The 16,744-nt window shown below is 61.5% G+C and carries 17 protein-coding genes and 1 tRNA gene; 5 read left to right on the top strand and 13 right to left on the bottom strand.

Going from position 1 to position 16,744, the window contains the following annotated elements; all coding sequences use genetic code 11:
• The 8 genes from NLY43_RS07505 to NLY43_RS07470 form a co-directional block, all read right to left on the bottom strand.
• Entirely contained in the window at positions 1 to 906 is a 906-nt protein-coding gene (locus NLY43_RS07505; RefSeq protein WP_155922473.1) for a hypothetical protein, read from the bottom strand.
• 9 nt (positions 907 to 915) lie between these two features.
• Positions 916 to 2,079, bottom strand: a complete 1,164-nt coding sequence (locus NLY43_RS07500) for an isovaleryl-CoA dehydrogenase (RefSeq protein ID WP_023709798.1) — start codon at positions 2,077 to 2,079, stop codon at positions 916 to 918.
• Entirely contained in the window at positions 2,048 to 2,692 is a 645-nt protein-coding gene (locus tag NLY43_RS07495) for a TetR/AcrR family transcriptional regulator (RefSeq protein ID WP_023709797.1), read from the bottom strand. The genes NLY43_RS07500 and NLY43_RS07495 overlap by 32 nt, the downstream gene beginning before the upstream one ends.
• A gap of 69 nt (positions 2,693 to 2,761) precedes the next feature.
• Positions 2,762 to 3,052, bottom strand: coding sequence for an acylphosphatase (locus NLY43_RS07490; protein ID WP_023709796.1), 291 nt, complete (start codon positions 3,050 to 3,052; stop codon positions 2,762 to 2,764).
• A gap of 146 nt (positions 3,053 to 3,198) precedes the next feature.
• Entirely contained in the window at positions 3,199 to 4,311 is a 1,113-nt protein-coding gene (locus NLY43_RS07485) for a pyridoxal phosphate-dependent aminotransferase (protein ID WP_023709795.1), read from the bottom strand.
• 249 nt (positions 4,312 to 4,560) lie between these two features.
• Entirely contained in the window at positions 4,561 to 5,754 is a 1,194-nt protein-coding gene (locus NLY43_RS07480) for a porin (RefSeq protein ID WP_286460765.1), read from the bottom strand.
• A gap of 123 nt (positions 5,755 to 5,877) precedes the next feature.
• A complete protein-coding gene (locus NLY43_RS07475; RefSeq protein WP_023709792.1) occupies positions 5,878 to 6,120 on the bottom strand; it encodes a GIY-YIG nuclease family protein in 243 nt (80 codons plus the stop codon).
• Between the two features lie 266 nt (positions 6,121 to 6,386).
• Positions 6,387 to 6,477: transfer RNA gene (locus NLY43_RS07470), tRNA-Ser, on the bottom strand.
• 464 nt (positions 6,478 to 6,941) lie between these two features.
• Between NLY43_RS07470 and NLY43_RS07465 the strand changes: the two genes are divergently transcribed.
• Positions 6,942 to 8,114, top strand: a complete 1,173-nt coding sequence (locus NLY43_RS07465) for a porin (RefSeq protein WP_023709791.1) — start codon at positions 6,942 to 6,944, stop codon at positions 8,112 to 8,114.
• A 241-nt stretch (positions 8,115 to 8,355) separates the two neighbouring features.
• Positions 8,356 to 9,432: a tyrosine-type recombinase/integrase gene (locus NLY43_RS07460; RefSeq protein WP_023709790.1), complete on the top strand. Its 1,077-nt coding sequence runs from the start codon at positions 8,356 to 8,358 to the stop codon at positions 9,430 to 9,432.
• A gap of 59 nt (positions 9,433 to 9,491) precedes the next feature.
• On the opposite strand, the gene NLY43_RS07455 is transcribed toward NLY43_RS07460, so the two are convergent.
• Both NLY43_RS07455 and NLY43_RS07450 read right to left on the bottom strand, forming a co-directional pair.
• On the bottom strand, positions 9,492 to 10,394 hold the full coding sequence (locus NLY43_RS07455) for an alpha/beta fold hydrolase (RefSeq protein ID WP_023709789.1): 903 nt from the start codon (positions 10,392 to 10,394) through the stop codon (positions 9,492 to 9,494).
• 311 nt (positions 10,395 to 10,705) lie between these two features.
• Positions 10,706 to 12,739 (bottom strand): lytic transglycosylase domain-containing protein, encoded by a 2,034-nt coding sequence (locus NLY43_RS07450; RefSeq protein WP_023709788.1) that lies wholly within the window; start codon positions 12,737 to 12,739, stop codon positions 10,706 to 10,708.
• A gap of 277 nt (positions 12,740 to 13,016) precedes the next feature.
• Here NLY43_RS07450 and dapA point away from each other — a divergent pair, with 277 nt between their 5' ends.
• From dapA to NLY43_RS07435, 3 genes are all read left to right on the top strand, one after another.
• Entirely contained in the window at positions 13,017 to 13,898 is an 882-nt protein-coding gene (gene dapA, locus NLY43_RS07445) for a 4-hydroxy-tetrahydrodipicolinate synthase (protein WP_023709787.1), read from the top strand.
• Positions 13,899 to 13,923: 25 nt separating this feature from the next.
• Positions 13,924 to 14,403 (top strand): SsrA-binding protein SmpB, encoded by a 480-nt coding sequence (smpB, locus tag NLY43_RS07440; protein WP_023687280.1) that lies wholly within the window; start codon positions 13,924 to 13,926, stop codon positions 14,401 to 14,403.
• 82 nt (positions 14,404 to 14,485) lie between these two features.
• Positions 14,486 to 15,193, top strand: coding sequence for a glycoside hydrolase family 25 protein (locus NLY43_RS07435; protein ID WP_023709786.1), 708 nt, complete (start codon positions 14,486 to 14,488; stop codon positions 15,191 to 15,193).
• Between the two features lie 56 nt (positions 15,194 to 15,249).
• Here NLY43_RS07435 and NLY43_RS07430 read toward each other — a convergent pair whose 3' ends face one another.
• The 3 genes from NLY43_RS07430 to NLY43_RS07420 all read right to left on the bottom strand — a co-directional run bounded on the left by NLY43_RS07430 (position 15,250) and on the right by NLY43_RS07420 (position 16,710).
• Positions 15,250 to 15,384 carry a helix-turn-helix domain-containing protein gene (locus NLY43_RS07430; RefSeq protein WP_156935552.1) on the bottom strand — a complete coding sequence of 45 codons (135 nt, stop codon included), beginning with the start codon at positions 15,382 to 15,384 and terminating at the stop codon, positions 15,250 to 15,252.
• A gap of 82 nt (positions 15,385 to 15,466) precedes the next feature.
• The gene (locus NLY43_RS07425) at positions 15,467 to 16,132 is read right to left on the bottom strand and encodes a uracil-DNA glycosylase (RefSeq protein WP_023709785.1); all 666 of its coding nucleotides are present in this window, start codon (positions 16,130 to 16,132) and stop codon (positions 15,467 to 15,469) included.
• Positions 16,129 to 16,710 carry a LabA-like NYN domain-containing protein gene (locus tag NLY43_RS07420; RefSeq protein WP_023670234.1) on the bottom strand — a complete coding sequence of 194 codons (582 nt, stop codon included), beginning with the start codon at positions 16,708 to 16,710 and terminating at the stop codon, positions 16,129 to 16,131. The genes NLY43_RS07425 and NLY43_RS07420 overlap by 4 nt, the downstream gene beginning before the upstream one ends.
• Positions 16,711 to 16,744: the final 34 nt, after the last annotated feature.

The following is a 16,744-nucleotide window of genomic DNA, read 5'->3' as shown; positions in this document are numbered from 1 at the left end:
CTATTGCTCTGCCACGACTTGCAGCTTGCCGTCACGGCGCTCGAAAATGTACTCGGAGAGAAGATCAGGTTCGGTCTTGAAAACCTTGTCGATAAATGAGCGAGCAAACTGAACCGCATTGGGAAGCCGCTTGTCTACAACGACGATGGCATCGCGTTTTGGAATGGCTATGAAAACGCCGTTGGGGAATTGCGGTCCAAGCGTGGCCCAGAATTTTTCGGTCAGGAGGAGAGCGGGTGAGATGGCCTCATCCCCTTCGACGGTGAAGATCGATATCCCGTCGAGGATACGCTCCTGCTTGACCTTCGTAATCTGCTTGTTGATGTTTTCCAGAGCAAGCTGGCGAAGCTGTGCGAGTGAGCGGTCTCCAACATCGTCAAGCCGGACGCTGGCGAGCGAGTCCTCATTGTCGATCTGGTAAAGGATCACGACGTCACCCGCCAAGGTTTCAAACGCCGGTCCTTTGTCGGGCTCTGTGCCATCGCCTTTGAAAGCGTCGAGATGTTCGCGCGGTCGAATGTTGGCAATCAGTAGATCGGCCTGGAAGCCGCTTTCGCTATCGCTGAGCACGAGCGTGGTTAGAAAACGTTCGATTTCGGTTTCCGCCTCTCCCGCCGGCAGGTCGCGAATGCGGCCTAGCAGGTTCGTAACGTCCACCTGAAGATGAATATCCTTGCCGGTAGAACCGACCCTGGTTACGTCAAGACGCGCCGGATCGGCGGGGTTGGGAATTGCTTGCTTGACTCGGCTGTCAGCCTTCAGGCGGGAAATGACTTCAACCCGCAGTGCTGCAACGTCTCGAAATTGCGGCATATCTGAAGAGGCGGCATTCGCAAATCCCGACAATGGGATCAATGCGACGATAGTCCGTGCTAATACTCCAAGGTATTTTGGCAAACCAGGCATTGAAATCGCTCACACCCCTTCCGCCATGATCTCGCGCCCGATCAGCCAGCGTCGAATCTCGCTGGTGCCGGCGCCGATTTCGTAGAGCTTGGCGTCGCGCAACAGCCGGCCGGTCGGATACTCGTTGGTATAGCCGTTGCCGCCAAGCAGCTGGATGGCGTCGAGCGCCATCAGCGTCGCCTTCTCGGCGGCAAACAGCACGCAGCCGGCGGCATCCTTGCGTGTCGTCTGGCCGCGATCGCAGGCAGCAGCGACGGCATAAACGTAAGCGCGCGCGGCATTCATCGTCGAATACATGTCGGCGAGCTTGCCCTGCACGAGCTGGAACTCGCCGATCGGCTGGCCGAACTGCTTGCGCTCATGCACATAGGGGATCGCCACGTCGAGACAGGCCGCCATGAGCCCGAGCGGGCCGCCGGCGAGCACGGTGCGCTCGTAGTCGAGGCCCGACATCAGGACCTCGACGCCGCGGCCCTCCTCATGCAGCACATTGTCATAGGGCACCTCGACATTGTCGAACACCAGTTCGCCGGTGTTGGAGCCGCGCATGCCGAGCTTGTCGAGCTTTGGCGATGCCGAGAAGCCGGCCATGGTCTTTTCGACGATGAAGGCGGTGATGCCGTGCGATTTCCGCTCCGGATCGGTCTTGGCGTAGACCACCAGCGTTTCAGCGTCGGGGCCGTTGGTGATCCACATTTTCGAGCCGTTGAGCACATAGCGGTCGTTGCGCTTTTCGGCGCGCAGCTTGAGCGAGACGACGTCGGAGCCGGCGCCCGATTCCGACATGGCCAGCGCACCTGCCCTTTCGCCCGAGCACAATGCCGGCAGGAATTTCTCCTTCTGCGCAGGTGTCGCCCAGCGGTTGATCTGGTTGACGCAGAGGTTCGAATGGGCGCCGTAGGAAAGGCCGACCGAGCCCGAGGCGCGCGAAATCTCTTCCACCGCAATGACATGGGCGAGGTAGCCCATGCCGCTACCGCCGAAATCGGGATCGGCGGTGATTCCAAGCAGGCCGAGCGCGCCGAGTTCTTTCCACAGATGCGCGGGGAACTGGTTGCTGCGGTCGATCTCGGCGGCGATCGGCGCTATTTTCTCCTGGGCAAAGCGGCGCACCAGATCGCGCAGCGCCTCGATGTCCTCGTCATGCCCGAAGCTGAGTGTGTTCGTGTACATGCCGTTCCTCCCCGATTTCGATCTTCGCGCCAACCAGGCGCATTGTCATTGAAAGATATGTCGCCGTGACTTCAGCCATCGACAGCCGCTCGCCCGGCCGGAACCAGACGATGACGCCGGTCATCATCTGGATCAGGGCCATGGCAGTGAGCCCGGTGTCATCGACACTGAAGGCGCCGGCCTCCGCGCCGTCGCGCAGGATGGCGCGCAACTCCTTCTCATAGGCGGTGCGCATGCGAAGGATCTGCGTCAGCCGGTCATGTGACAGGCTGCGCAATTCCATGTTCGAGACATGGGTGGAGTGGCGGCGCTCGATGTGGAAAGCGATGTGGTTTTCGACATAGGCGGCAAGCCGCGTTGCCGGATCGGCAGCGTCGGGGCGTGCGGCGTCCCACGCTTCGATCAGCCCTTCCATATGTTCGCGCATCAGCGTGAACAGCAGGTCTTCCTTGGTCGGAAAATAGCGGTAGAGCGCGGCCGCCTGGACGCCGACCTCGGCGGCAAGCTGCCGCATCGACGTCGCCTCATAGCCGAAGCGGGCGATCAGGCTGACCGCTGCCTCGCGGACGGCCGCTTCAGTTTTTTCGCCGTCGGATCCCGTTGTGCGTGCCATGATCGTCTCCCGGTATTTAGTAATAAAACGAACGTTCAATTAATTCAAGCGGCAATAAAGTGGTTCCGTCTAGACAATGATCCGAAAGTCGATGGGCGCGTCGAGGAGTTCGAATTCTTCGATCTCGACCTTCGAAACCGAAGCACCCCGTGGCCCTTGCCGGAGCCGTTCGATCATTGTGGAAACCGCAGCATCGGCACCGGCAATCGAGGCCGTCACCGTGCCGTCTCGTTCATTGCGTACCCAACCTACGAGGCCAAGCCCTATCGCTTCGCGTCGCGCCCACATCCGATAGCCGACGCCTTGCACCTTACCATGCACGCGCGCCTGCACCGCCTTTTGCCGGTCGTTATCTCCCATGCTCAAGAACTGGCGCGGGATCGGACGAAAGCAACAGCCTTGAACGGTTGGATTGTTGTTGGATCGACGGAAGCCGGGGACCCGGCTGATTCTGTCTTGGCCTTTGGCGGCATTGGCAGGCCGTGTCGCGACGGCAATCGGCCGGGCTAATTTCCCCGCGCAGCGGCGAGCGCGCCGGGCAGTTCCTCGGCAAAGATGTCGAGCTCATGATCGAGGCCGAGGCTGACCCTTATGCAACGGTCGAGCCCTGGCGCCATCGGTTTGCGAATGAACACGTCGCGCGACAAAAGATTTTGCAGCACTTTCAGCGCGAAGGCGCCGTCCTTGCCGCAATCGATGGTGACGAAATTGGTCGCCGATGGCAGCGGCTTCAGCCCGTTCGTCTCGGCAATCCCGGCTATACGTGCGCGTCCGGCAGCGACTCGCGCCACCAGGCTGTGCAGCCAGTCCTGGTCGGCCAGCGCCTCGACGCCGGCGATCTGCGCCATGCGGCTGACGCCGTAATGGTTGCGGATTTTCTCGAAATCGCGGATCACCTCAGCCTCGGCCACCGCATAGCCGCAGCGAATGCCGGCCAGCCCGTATGCCTTGGAGAAGGTGCGCATGCGGATGACGTTGGGCCGCGCGACATCGATCGGCGGCAGCGCGGAGGCCGGCCCCAATTCGCCATAGGCCTCGTCGAGCACCAGCATGGTGGTTTCCGGCAACGCTTCGACGAAGCGGGTGATATCTCCTGCTTCCCACCAGCTGCCCATCGGATTGTCCGGATTGGAGAGATAGACCAGCGGCGCCTTCTCCTTGATAATTGCCTTGAGCAGTCCATCCAGACTTTCCTTGTCGTTCTCGTAAGGCACCGTGACCAGCCGGCCGCCGACGCCGGCAATGTGGAAATTGAACGTCGGATAGGCGCCGAGCGAGGTGACCACCGCGTCGCCAGGCGCGACATACATGCGCGCCACCAGGCTAAGCAGCCCGTCTATGCCTTCGCCGACCACGACGTTTTCGGCGCCGACGCCGAGATGGCGGGCCGCAGCCTGCTTCAGATCGTAATTGTCGGGATCGCAATACATCCACTGGTCACGCGCGACGCGCTCCATACGGGCGATAACGCGCGGCGAAGGCCCGAAACTGCTCTCATTGGCGCCGATGCGGGCGCGAAAAGCACGTCCGCGCTCGCGCTCCTGCGCTTCCGGTCCGACAAACGGCACCGTGGAGGGAAGCGCGCCGACAAGCGGCGTGAGGGCAGGGCGCTGGCGCATGGCAAAAGCTCACGAGAAGATGAGCCTTCTTGCTAGCGTGCCCGATAGGACGGCGCAAGTTCTGGCGCGGCTGGAAATAGTGGCCATGACGCCCGGGATGAAATCGGCGCGGGTGGCCACGCTCTACGACCTGACTGCCGGTAGGCGGCAGCCTTTTGAAGGCCACTGCAGCCAATGACATGGCGACGGATGCTTCAAAAAAACCCGGCGGTTGCCCGCCGGGTTTGCTTTTCAGCCAGGCTGAGCGTCTTAGAACGAGCGCTGGAAGCGGAGGAGACCGCCGATGCTGCTCTTCTTGTCGGCATCGGTAAAGTTGGAGAAGTTGGCGTCGTCGAACTTGCCTGCGTTGAGGTAGTCGACTTCGGCCGTGACCGTGAAGCCGGGAACAACGTCGTAGGCGATGTTCGCGGCGACGCCGAGGTTCTTCCACTCGTCATACGAGACCTGGGCATTAAACGAGGTCTTCTCGTTTATGGTGTAGGTGCCGCCACCCCAGAATGCCCAGTTGCCGCCCCACTGCTTGTAGAAACCGCGGCCACCGGCGTTGATCGCGTTGCCGTTGTGAATCAAGGTCGTGTCGTCATTCAGGTTGTCGTCGGTGCCGTAGCCGCCCATGATGAACAGCGATAGGTTCTGCATCGGGGTGATGTCCAAACGCACCTTGCCGGCGACTTCTTCATAGTTGCTGTCGTACGCGACGACGCCGGTGATGGCGCCCCAGCCCTGCGTATACTTCAGACCGCCGACGACATGCGGAACGTAGCTGTCGATGGTGCCAACGGTGCCGGAGCCTTCTTCGAGAGAGACGACGGCCGAGAAGCCATTGCCCGCATCGAAGTAGTACTGGACGACGTTGGTATCGAAATCGCCGTAGGGAACGAGCGTATCCTGGAGGACGTTGCCGGCGTAGCCGATGAACGTGTCGAAGGCCGATTCGTCCTTACCGACGCGCAGGCCACCGAGCTGGATCCAGGCGAAGTTCAGCGAAACGTTCTTGTTGCCGGCAGGGTTGGAGTTGAACTCGTCTGCTTCGGTAGTCGGATCGTCTGCCGAGGGGTAGCCGTTGCGGTTGCCGAAGTTGAAGCGGGTCTCGGTGTAGGTCTTCAAGGTGCCGAGTTCGGTTTCCTGGCCGGTCCAGGTCTTCAGCGTGAAACGGGCATTCTTGTAGAAGGTGTCCTGCTCGTCGCCATCCTTATGGTCGAAGGACCTCGCACCGTCGAACGAGCCGACGTCGCCGGCACCGATGTCGTAACGGACATAGCCGCCGATGCGCAGGCAGGTTTCGGTGCCGGGAATGTAGAAGTAGCCCGAGCCGTAAACGTCGCAAATCTTGACGTATTCAGCCGGTTCCGGCTCGGCGACGACGACGGCGTCGGCGGCGCGCGCACCGGAAACTGCGATCAAGGCCGCAGCGGAGCCGAGGAGAAGGCTCTTAATGTTCATTTTCTGACCTCCAGTCAGAATCGAACAAGACAGTGAAGCCGGCGACAAGCGTTTTCGCTGTAATCAGTTGTTATTGTTGAAGTTTATTGAAAAAATGGACCTTTGCGGCAGGTGATGCGGCCATCACCACAGGCGCTTGTTGGCGAAAGCATGCCCTGAACCGGATTTGAGATAGCGCTCGAATGAAGCTGCCTTGGCCTGGTTCGAAAAGGCCATATAGGTGACGATCCGCCACGGCAGAAACTTGGATGTATGGCTGGATTTCCCCGCATTGTGCTCGACAAGCCGTCGTTTCAGGTCCGTCGTTATGCCGATATAGCGTTCGCCTTCCGCAGCCGTACTCTCCAGAAGATACACATACAACATGAACTGCTCTCCTTTGCCGGGGCTTCGGAGGGCATCCTCTCCGCCATCCTGCTTCGCGCTGAGGTGCGCTTGTCCTGCGAAGCTCGAAGAGCGAAGCAGGACCAATCGAATTTTGCAAGGGATTCTCTGGGCTTACGCTGTGCGGCACGTAGCACACCACACGGTCCGGCCCTCCTACGCCAAGGCTTCGGAGGGCATCCTCTCCGCCATCCTGCTTCGCGCTGAGGGTTGGGCTTGTCCTGCGAAGCTCGAAGAGCGAAGCAGGATGGCGGAGAGGATGGGATTCGAACCCACGAGAAGCTTTTGACCTCTACTCCCTTAGCAGGGGAGCGCCTTCGACCACTCGGCCACCTCTCCGTTGCGCCGCTGGATAGAGAAAAGCGCCGGCACAATCAACAAGCCGGCGCGATAATCGTTGAAAAATCCGCATTCGGCCGCAGCGCCGCCTTTTGCATGCGGCGATTCTACGGCAGTTCCCTGGCTGGCGACTCGGCGACATGGCCGCAATCTCGGCCGTTCATCGCCGGATTCGGCCGCATTCCGGCGCTGCAGCAAAGGCTTCCGGGCCCTTCGATAGTTAATGAGAGCTTTCTGACTGAGGCCAAATCGTGTCATTTGTGCAACAACGCCGGGGGATAGCACCCGCACAGCCCTTTTGCCGGTACGATCGTGGTTGAACGCCGCCGCCTCATGGGTAATGTCGATTTCGAAGGAGCGGCGCGGTGCGCATCTTTTTCGGTAGTGGGGATGGGGCAGGGAACGCTGTCCTTCAGCAAAGAATACCCAGACCCGTTTTTTAACTTTTGACTGGAGGTCAGAAAATGAACATTAAGAGCCTTCTTCTCGGCTCCGCTGCGGCCCTGATCGCAGTTTCCGGTGCGCGCGCCGCCGACGCCGTCGTCGTCGCCGAGCCGGAACCGGCTGAATACGTCAAGATTTGCGACGTTTACGGCTCGGGCTACTTCTACATCCCCGGCACCGAAACCTGCCTGCGCATCGGCGGCTATGTCCGCTACGACATCGGCGTGGGCGACGTCGGTTCGTTCGACGGTGCGACAAGCGCCGATCACCAGGACGGCGACAGCAACGACACCTACTACAAGAAGGCCCGCCTCTCGCTGAGGACCTGGACCGGCCAGGAAACCGAGCTCGGCACCTTGAAGACCTACACCGAGACCCGCTTCAACTTCCAGAACAACAACCGCGATGCGGGCCATGATCCGGATGGTGTCGGCCCACTCCATGGCGACCTCAATCCTGCCGACAACACCGGTGCTTCGCTGAACTTCGCCTGGATCCAGCTCGGTGGTCTCCGCGTCGGTAAGGACGAATCGGCCTACAATACGTTCATCGGCTACGCCGGCAACGTCATCCAGGATACGCTGGTTCCCTACGGCGGTTTCGATACCAACGTGATCCAGTACTACTTCGACGCAGGCAACGGCTTCTCCGCCGTGATCTCGCTTGAAGAAGGCTCGGGTTTCGACACGATCGACAGCTACATTCCGCATGTCGTCGGCGGCGTGAAGTACACGCAGGGCTGGGGCGCCATCACCGGCGTCATCTCCTATGACAGCAACTACGAAGAAGTCGCCGGCAAGGTTCGTTTGGACATCACCCCGATGCAGAACCTCTCGCTCTTCATCATGGGCGGCTACGGCACTGACGACAACCTGACGGACGATGCTGGCAACGTGTTCGACGCCGGCGGCCGGGGCTTCTACAAGCCGTGGTCGGGCAACTGGGCAGTCTGGGGCGGTGGTACATACACCATCAACGAGAAGACCTCGTTCAACCTCCAGGCTTCGTATGACGAAGGCAAGAACATCGGCATCGCTGCGAATATTGCTTACGACGTCGTCCCCGGCCTGACGATCACGGCCGAAGTCGACTACGCGCACCTCGGCGACGACTCGGTGTCCAACTGGACCGGTATTACTGATGGCGACGACAACGCCATCGGCGGCATGCTCCGCTTCCAGCGCTCGTTCTAAGGGCTGGCTTTATATAAGTGAATACCAGCCCGGGCGCTTCAACGCCCGGGCTGTTTTGTTTTCGTGACTGGGTCAAGACAAGCAGAAGGAACAGGGGGAATCGGCAGCTGAACAGTCCGTAGGGTGAGTTCGTGGGATCCGCTGATGGGCGGATGAATTCACAACTGCGTGATTAAATCTCTTGAAAGGACGCTTCCAAGCGGGTAGGTCTGACTCTATCCACTCGGGGGTGTGGCAATTTATGACCATCGACGCGATACAAGAGGGTGACCCCTCCGAACATTTCTCAATGTTCTCTTCTCAAAATGCGAAGATAAAATACAGCTACAACAAGATCAGAGAAGTAAAGTCGCACCGGGTCGGAGAGCTTTTTTCAGCATACCGAGACATACTCTGGGATGATGGGCGGCATAAGTACAATGTCAGCTCCTTCATCGGCGAAATAGACGAGATTCTCCTCGGAGAACGGTTCAGCGCCTTCGACCAGAGCACCCTTGACAACCTTATCGGCACCTTGCGCCAGCGCGGCAACAGCAACGCAACCATCAATCGAAAGATGGCTGCCCTCAGCAAACTGCTGCGCAAGGCTTACAAGATGGGGGATATCCACAGCCTGCCCGAGTTCCGCCGCCAGAAGGAGCGGGCGGGTCGGATTCGTTTCCTCGAAAGGGACGAAGAAGCAAGGCTGTTTGCCGCCATCAGGACCCGCAGCGAAGATGCCTACCGTCTCTCGGTCTTTCTTGTCGACAGCGGCTGCCGCCTCGGCGAGGCGCTCGGACTGATCTGGAACGACATCCAGGAACATCGCGTCTCGTTCTGGATCACCAAATCCGGCCGCAGCCGCACCATCCCGATGACCGAGCGGGTCAAAGAGGTGATCAAGCTGCCGCCGTCAGAGGGCCGCCGGCCCAAGGGTCCGTTCACCAAACTCAGCCAGGCGCAGTTTCGCGCCATCTGGAACGATGCCAAGGCCGAGGTCGGCCTCGGCGCCGATGACCAGGTGGTTCCGCATATCTTGCGTCACACCTGTGCCTCACGTCTGGTCCAGGGCGGCATCGACATCCGGCGCGTTCAGATGTGGCTCGGTCATCAGACACTTTCGATGACCATGCGCTATGCGCATCTGGCCACCAACGATCTCGACGGCTGCGTTGTCGTGCTGGAAACGCCCCGCGGCGAAGGGCTGTCCGGCGATGGAAAAAACTCCGCCTTCGCGTCGCCGCTGACCACGGCCTCAGTGCCAGCGCCTGCCCAAAAGGGCAAAGCGGCAGCGGCGAAGGCACCCAAGACGCCCCGGAAAAGCTCGAAAGCCAAATAGTTAACCAAGGCTTTCATATACTGGCGCGGCAACCCCAGGATCATATTTGATCTTGGGGTTTACTTTTTCTGGGCAGAATTTGGTACTCCATCCAGGAAAGCCGCGATAGCGCCCGGCAGATTGCCTGTCTCCAGGAAGGGCGCATGGCCCTGGCCCTCGACGGTGATCGCTTCCATGCCGGAATGACGCTTTTGCATCTCGTCGAGTGTGTCGGCCGAAAGGAGTTTCGAGTTGGCGCCGCGAATGGCAAGCAAAGGTATGGCCGCCAGCGCCTCGAACTGTGGCCACAGATCCGGCAACGGCTTGCTGAGGTCGAGGCCCGCCACCGTCTGGACCAGCCGCGGGTCGAAATCCGGCAGCAGGAGACCTTCGCCCGTCTCCCGGTAAAGGGCCGACACCATCCGCTCCCAATCCGCTGCCGTCAGCGCGGGAAAATCCGCGCCGTGCGCGACGCGTTGCGCATCGATCGCCTCAGCGCGGCTCTTCGGTTTCGGTGCCGGGTCGAGATAGGTTTGGATATGGGCGAGCCCCGCGGCCTCGATCACCGGTCCGATGTCGTTCAGCACAACGGCTTTCAGCGCGGCTGGCCGCAGCGCGCCGAGCACGTGGATGATCAGCCCGCCGCGCGAGGTGCCGACGAAGGCCGCTTCCTCGACGTTCAGAGCGGCCAGTCCGGCGAGGACATCGCCGGCCTCGATGCCGATAGTGTAGTGGCCGATATCAGGGTCGTAAGCGGACTGGCCGCGGCCGCGATAGTCGAAGGCGATGACCTTGCGCGGATTGTCGGTCCGCTGCGACAGATAAAGCGCCAGCTCATGGAAATCGCGCGCGTTGCGGGTCAGGCCGGCCAGGCAAACGACCTGCCAGTCTGCCGAATTGGTCTCGCCATAGACGCGGGCGTGAAGCTTGAGCCCGTCCGGCGCGGTGTAGAAAAAGTCGGAGAAGCCGTCGGTGCTCGACATATTAAAAGGACTCCCTTGCCGGATTGTCTCCGTCTGCTACAGGCGAGGGTGGGAGCGGTCAAATCGGGGGTTGTCGGCAAGCTGACACTCTTGGAAATGTCGGAGGGACAGCGCCCCCCTCTGTCCTGCCGGACATCTCCCCCACGAGGGGGGAGATTGGCGGTTCAGGTGCTACGCCCTTCCTTCGACGTTGGAGATTGGCGAAATCGGCAATGACAGCTGATCTCCCCCCTCGTGGGGGAGATGGCCGGCAGGCCAGAGGGGGGCGCCAAGGATCGCCAACGTCTGCCCGTGGCGACAGCTCTGCGGCCTCAGCCTCTTCCGTTCACCAAATCCCCAACGATATCGTACTTCCCCGAAATGCGCATCTTGTAGACCTCGTAATTCTCCATCACGCGCTGCACGTAACTTCTTGTTTCGGTGTAGGGAATTCGCTCGATCCAGTCGACGACGGCGTCGATGCCCTTGCCGCGCGGGTCGCCGTACTTGGCTACCCATTGGCTGGCGCGGTTAGGGCCGGCATTGTAGCCGGCGAAGGTCAGCACATAGGAGCCGCCGAAGCGGTCGAGCTGCTCGCCAAGGAAGGCAGCCCCCAGCGTCGCATTGTAACCGGCATCGCTGGTCAGCCGATCCTGGGAAAAGCTCAGTCCTGCCTTCTTCGCCAATTGCTTGGCGGTGCCCGGCATCAGCTGCAGCAGGCCGCGCGCGCCGGCGCTGGAGACGGCGCCGACATTGAATTCGCTTTCCTGGCGGGCGATCGCATAGGCCAGCGCCTTGCCCGAGCCGGATATGTCGGCGGTGTCGGGAATGACGCCCAGCGGATGCGACAGCGCGCCGACATCGATGCCGCGCGCGCCGGCGATCTTGCCGATCTTCAGCGCCATGAAATGATTGCCCTGCTTTTCCGCCAGCACCGCAAGCAGCGCCAGCTCGCCGGGGCTGGTCAACTGCCCGGCGAGGTCGCGGTAAAGCGTCTCGGCATAGCGGTCGTAGCCCGCCTCCTGCAGCCGCTTGATGGCGCTGACGGCTTCGCGGCCGTCAAAGCTTTGGCGGTCGGCAGTGCTTGGCTCGGGATAGACGATGTTCAGCGTGCGCAAGCCAACCCGTTCCGCCGCCAACTGCCCGTAGAAAGTGGTGCCATAGGCTGCCGCCTTGGTGAAATAATCCTTCGCATTGCCGGGACCGCCGACTTCCGCCGCGCGGCCAAGCCAGTAATAGGCGCGTGACAGCGACATCGGTCCCTGCGCGAGATCGGCGATGCGGGCAAAATGGGTCGAGGCCGTCGCAGGATCGTTGAGGCCGCGCAACGCATACCAGCCGGCGTGGAATTCGGCCTCGGCGGCGCTGGCGGGGCTTTCGGCGGCATGCGCGGCAACGATCTTGTAGGCGGTCTTCCAGTCGCCCTGGTCGACCAGTGCGCGCGACAGCACGCGGCGCTCGACCCACCAGGCATCGGGATCGACCAGCGCGTCGCGGCTCGTTGGCGCTTTCATCATCACCGCGGCGGCGTCCGCAAACTTCCGCTGCTTGCGCAGATATTCGGCTTGCGCGAAGAAATAGCCGGCCGATTGCTGCGCGGCAGGCACCGCTTTCAACAGCTTGGCCGCGTTCTTGTCGCCACGCGAGGCGGCGGCCCAGGCATCGGCCAGCGATTGCGCGCCGGCAAGTGCTGCGACCCGCAGTGCCGAATTCTCCCGGTCGGCATAAAACATCCGTTCCATGCGGAAACGATGGTCGGCAGCCGGAATGATGGCGCCAAACTCCTTGCTGACGGCCGCCTCGTCCCTGGCTTCCAGCTTCTCGGTGCGCCAGAATGGCGACAGCACGGAAAGCGCAGCCTTGGTGTTGCCAAGAGCTACATAAGAACGGGCAAGGATGACCACGCCTTGAAAGGTCAGCGGCTGGCTGCCGTCAAAGGCTTTCACCACGGTCTGCGGCGAGGGGTTTTCGCGATAAAGCGCGCGCTCGCTGTTCTTGCGCAGAGCGATGGTGCCCGGCCAATTCGGCAACATCTTTGCGGTATCGGCAATCTCGCTGCTCGGCACACGGCCGCCGCCATAGAGCGCGATCGCCCAGGCCAGGATATGGCGGTCCAGCGAATTGGCCGGCAATGTTTCGCGCACCGCTCGTGCCGCGGCGATATCGCCGGTCGCCAATGCGTCGAGACCGCTTTTCAGCACGACGATACTGGCGGAGGGCGCATCGGTCTGCGCTCTGTCTTGCATGTCAGGCATCGGGATCGATGAGGTCGTCTGCTCGTCGACGCTCTCGTTTGCCGCCGTCCCCACTATCAGCAGGGCAACGGCGCCAAGCAATTTGAAGCGGAGTGGCCGACCGGCCGGCATGATCCTGATCTTTCCCTGTTGCGGCACTTTAGATGGCAAGCCCAGGTGCCCGAGAGCCTAGACTTAGGTCGTGAAGAGCCCGTAAACAAAGGGTTATCGAGGCCGTTCGAATTGCGCTTGCTGGCACCATCGGCATGCTTGCCGCGCAACAGTGTCGAGACTATGGTGCGCGGCTTCGCTTTCGGCTAGAAGGCGCCCGATGCAGTCGCCCAAAAGTGGGAACCGGTTTTGGGACGACGACATGCATAAACAAACAAGTTCCAAGGAGTTGGACGACATGCTGAGAGGCTCGCTTACTGCGCTCGTGACACCGTTCGAAAAGAGCGGGCGTTTCGACGAGAAAGCCTTTCGCGCCTTCGTCGAATGGCAACTTGGCGAGGGCACGACGGGCCTCGTCCCGGTCGGCACCACCGGCGAGTCGCCGACGCTGTCCCATGACGAGCATCGCCATGTCGTCAAGGTCTGCATCGAGGTGGCCAAGGGCCGCGCTCCGGTCGTCGCCGGCGCCGGCTCCAACAACACCGCGGAAGCGGTCGGTCTGGTGCAATATGCCGAGCAGGCGGGCGCCGACGCCGCTCTGGTCGTGACACCCTATTACAACAGGCCGACGCAGCGCGGCCTGTACGAGCATTTCGCCGCCGTCGCCAGGGCGACCAAGCTGCCGATCATCATCTACAACATCCCGCCGCGCTCGGTGATCGACATGATGCCGGAGACGATGGGCAGGCTGGCGCACGACTTCAAGAACATCGTCGGCGTCAAGGATGCCACCGGCAAGGTCGAGCGCGTGTCCGAACAGCGCGCCACCTGCGGCAAGGAGTTCATCCAGCTTTCAGGTGAGGATGCCTCTGCCCTCGGCTTCAACGCTCATGGCGGTGTCGGCTGCATCTCGGTGACGTCGAATGTCGCGCCGCGGCTGTGCGCCGAATTCCAGGAAGCCACACTGTCCGGTGACAGCGCCAAGGCGCTGGAATTGCAGGACCGTCTGCTGCCGCTGCACAAGGCCATCTTCCTTGAGCCCGGCCTGTGCGGCGTCAAATACGCGCTGTCGAAGATTGGCAAGGTCGAGAACGTGGTGCGCTCGCCGCTGGTGACCATCGAGGCGTCGACCGCCGAGAAGATCGATGCGGCGATGAAGCACGCCGGCTTGATAAATTGAGGATGAGGCGCCACCTCTCCGCATCATGAACCAGGTCAGAAAAGCCGATCCAAACAACAAAACCGTTGCGGAAAACCGCAAGGCGCGGTTTTCCTATGAGGTGCTCGACACCGTCGAGGCCGGCCTGGTGCTGACCGGCACCGAGGTCAAGTCGCTGCGCCAGGGCCAGGCCAACATCCAGGACAGCTACGCCTCGGTCGAGGGTGGCGAGATCTGGCTGATCAATTCCTATCTGCCGGAATACCTGCAGGCCAACCGCTTCAACCACGAGCCCAGGCGGCGTCGCAAGCTGCTGCTCAACAAGCGCGAGATGGCAAAACTGGCGCAGAGCATCGACCGCGAAGGCATGACGCTGGTGCCGCTGAAAATCTACTTCAACGACCAGGGCCGTGCCAAGCTGCTGCTCGCCGTCGGCCGCGGCAAGAAACTGCACGACAAGCGCGAGAGCGAAAAGCAGCGCGACTGGTCGCGCGAAAAGGGCCGGCTCATGAAGGAACGCGGCTAGAATCTCAGGCAGCCCCAGAAAAGCCAGACATCGGCTTTCAAGTTTCGAACAGCTGCAACAGCAAAACACGATGGGGAAAGGTTTGAAGAACCGGATCATCCTCTGGGGTGCGGCCAGTCTGGTCTTTGCCGGCCTCGTCGCAGCAGGCGGCTTCTTCTATTTCCGGACCTTCTCGCCCGATCGTGACAGCTATCCGGTCAGGGGTATCGACGTTTCCCATCATCAGGGTGAAATCGACTGGCGCCGCGTTGCCGCCGACGATGTCGCCTTCGCTGTCATCAAGGCGACCGAGGGCGGCGACCATGTCGACGATGCCTTCGCCAAAAACCTGCGCGAGGCGCGCGCGGCCGGGCTTGCGGTCGGCGCCTATCACTTCTTCACCTTCTGCCGGCCGGGCGCCGACCAGGCGAAAAATTTCATCGCGGTGGTGCCGCACGACCAGCCGCTGCTGCCACCGGTCGTCGACATCGAATTCGGCGGCAACTGCCCGCAACGCCCGTCGCCGGAGCAGCTGAGCGCGGAACTCCAGGCCTTCCTCGGACCGGTTGAAGCTGCGTTCGGCAAGCCGGCGATCATCTACCTGACCGACGAGGCCGAGGACGCCTATGCCGGGAAAATCGACGTTCCCCCGCTCTGGCGTCGCTCGTTGCTCCTGGAGCCAGGTCGCAACGACTGGATCTACTGGCAGTACCACAATATGGGCCGCGTCGACGGCATCGTCGGCGATGTCGATCTGAATGTGCTGAAGGGCGGGCAGGAGAAGCTGGCTGAGTTGTTTGCCGCGCCTTGACCTGGCGTGCTCGACCGGCGCGAGATTGGAACCAAACATCGCGGCGCTGATCGGCCCTACCCAGCGTTCCGGCCAGTCTGCGCGCTAACGAAGGTCAGGTTCAGACCGAGCGCTTCCGGGATTTTCATGATTGTCGCAAATTCCGGGTTCCCGTCGCCGCTCAAGGCTTTGGAGAGCGCCTGTCTCGTCATGCCTGCCTCTCGGCAAGCTTCGTCATGTTCTGCGCCCGGGCAAGGCCAGGGGCAAGATCGTGCTGGCGGGGTTCTGAAGGCGTTAATTGCGCAGGAACTCAGCGATGTCGCTGAAAACCTTGACGAACATCGTCTCCGTCAAGACACCGGTGTTGGTGTTGTAGCGCGAGCAATGATAGCTGGAAAACAGCGTGACGCCGCCGGCCGGCAACCGACCGCCGTGCTTGAACGGATAGGCAGCGACGCGCTGACCGAGCGCCCTGACGGTCGACTGGTGGGCGATCGAGCCCAGCGCCAGCACGGCGCGCAATTTTGGAAAGCGCGCGATCGTCGGCACCAGAAAGCTGCGGCAAGTGGATATCTCGGCGCCGACCGGCTTGTTCTCCGGCGGCACGCAGCGCACCGCATTGGTGATCGCGGTGCCGATCAGTTCGAGCCCGTCATCCGGCCGCGCCTTGAACTCGCCGCGGGCAAGACCGTGAGCGATCATCGTTGAGTAGAGCAGGTCGCCGGCATAGTCGCCGGTGAACGGTCGCCCGGTGCGGTTGGCGCCGCGCAGGCCGGGCGCCAGCCCGACGATCAGCAGTTCGACGGCCTCGTCGCCCTCCGGCGGCAGGAAGCTCGGCACCGGCGCATTGAACCAGGACGGTTCGCGCTGCCGCCAGTCTGCGATGAAATCATGCAGGCGCGGGCAGAGCGGGCAGTCGCGGTCGGGTTCGGGAGCGGCGTCCAAGGCCGCCGCCGTCAATAGTCTTCCTCTTCGACTTCGGCCGGCTCGGGCCTGCGCACCGGCCGTTCGGAGGGATCGCGGCCGACCTCGTTCTTCAGCGAGGTCAAATCGATGAAATGGTCGGCCTGGCGGCGCAGATCGTCCGAGATCATCGGTGGTTGCGAGGCCATGGTGGAGACGATCGAGACCTTGCGGCCGCGCCGCTGCAGCGCTTCGACCAGTGTGCGGAAGTCGCCGTCGCCGGAGAAGATGACATAGTGGTCGACAACATCGGCAAGTTCGAGCGCATCGACGGTCAGTTCGATGTCCATATTGCCCTTGATCTTGCGGCGGCCGGTCGAGTCGGTGAACTCCTTGGCCGGCTTGGTCACCACCTTGAAGCCATTATAGTCGAGCCAGTCGATCAGGGGACGGATCGAAGAGTATTCCTGATCCTCGACCAGAGCGGTGTAGTAATAGGCCCGCAGCAAATAGCCGCGCTTCTGGAAGCTGGACAGCAGTTTGCGGTAGTCTATGTCGAAGCCGAGTGCGCGCGAGGTGGCGTAGAGATTGGCGCCGTCTATGAAAAGAGCGATTTTTTCACGGGGGTCGAACATGGCAATATTCCTTTTTCGAAATAGGTGGCGGACT

Source organism: Mesorhizobium sp. C416B (assembly GCF_030323165.1).
Taxonomy (GTDB): Bacteria; Pseudomonadota; Alphaproteobacteria; order Rhizobiales; family Rhizobiaceae; genus Mesorhizobium.
This window is presented reverse-complemented; position numbering and strand designations above follow the sequence as displayed.

Excerpts from the sequence above, each read along its gene's own strand:
- NLY43_RS07495 (WP_023709797.1), bottom strand. The coding sequence starts at position 2,692 with ATGGCACGCACAACGGGATCCGACGGCGAAAAAACTGAAGCGGCCGTC.
- NLY43_RS07460 (WP_023709790.1), top strand. The coding sequence starts at position 8,356 with ATGACCATCGACGCGATACAAGAGGGTGACCCCTCCGAACATTTCTCA.
- NLY43_RS07490 (WP_023709796.1), bottom strand. The coding sequence starts at position 3,052 with ATGGGAGATAACGACCGGCAAAAGGCGGTGCAGGCGCGCGTGCATGGT.
- NLY43_RS07505 (WP_155922473.1), bottom strand. The coding sequence starts at position 906 with ATGCCTGGTTTGCCAAAATACCTTGGAGTATTAGCACGGACTATCGTC.
- smpB (WP_023687280.1), top strand. The coding sequence starts at position 13,924 with ATGAACCAGGTCAGAAAAGCCGATCCAAACAACAAAACCGTTGCGGAA.
- NLY43_RS07480 (WP_286460765.1), bottom strand. The coding sequence starts at position 5,754 with ATGAACATTAAGAGCCTTCTCCTCGGCTCCGCTGCGGCCTTGATCGCA.
- NLY43_RS07485 (WP_023709795.1), bottom strand. The coding sequence starts at position 4,311 with ATGCGCCAGCGCCCTGCCCTCACGCCGCTTGTCGGCGCGCTTCCCTCC.
- NLY43_RS07500 (WP_023709798.1), bottom strand. The coding sequence starts at position 2,079 with ATGTACACGAACACACTCAGCTTCGGGCATGACGAGGACATCGAGGCG.
- NLY43_RS07420 (WP_023670234.1), bottom strand. The coding sequence starts at position 16,710 with ATGTTCGACCCCCGTGAAAAAATCGCTCTTTTCATAGACGGCGCCAAT.
- NLY43_RS07465 (WP_023709791.1), top strand. The coding sequence starts at position 6,942 with ATGAACATTAAGAGCCTTCTTCTCGGCTCCGCTGCGGCCCTGATCGCA.
- NLY43_RS07430 (WP_156935552.1), bottom strand. The coding sequence starts at position 15,384 with ATGACGAGACAGGCGCTCTCCAAAGCCTTGAGCGGCGACGGGAACCCG.
- dapA (WP_023709787.1), top strand. The coding sequence starts at position 13,017 with ATGCTGAGAGGCTCGCTTACTGCGCTCGTGACACCGTTCGAAAAGAGC.
- NLY43_RS07450 (WP_023709788.1), bottom strand. The coding sequence starts at position 12,739 with ATGCCGGCCGGTCGGCCACTCCGCTTCAAATTGCTTGGCGCCGTTGCC.
- NLY43_RS07475 (WP_023709792.1), bottom strand. The coding sequence starts at position 6,120 with ATGTTGTATGTGTATCTTCTGGAGAGTACGGCTGCGGAAGGCGAACGC.
- NLY43_RS07455 (WP_023709789.1), bottom strand. The coding sequence starts at position 10,394 with ATGTCGAGCACCGACGGCTTCTCCGACTTTTTCTACACCGCGCCGGAC.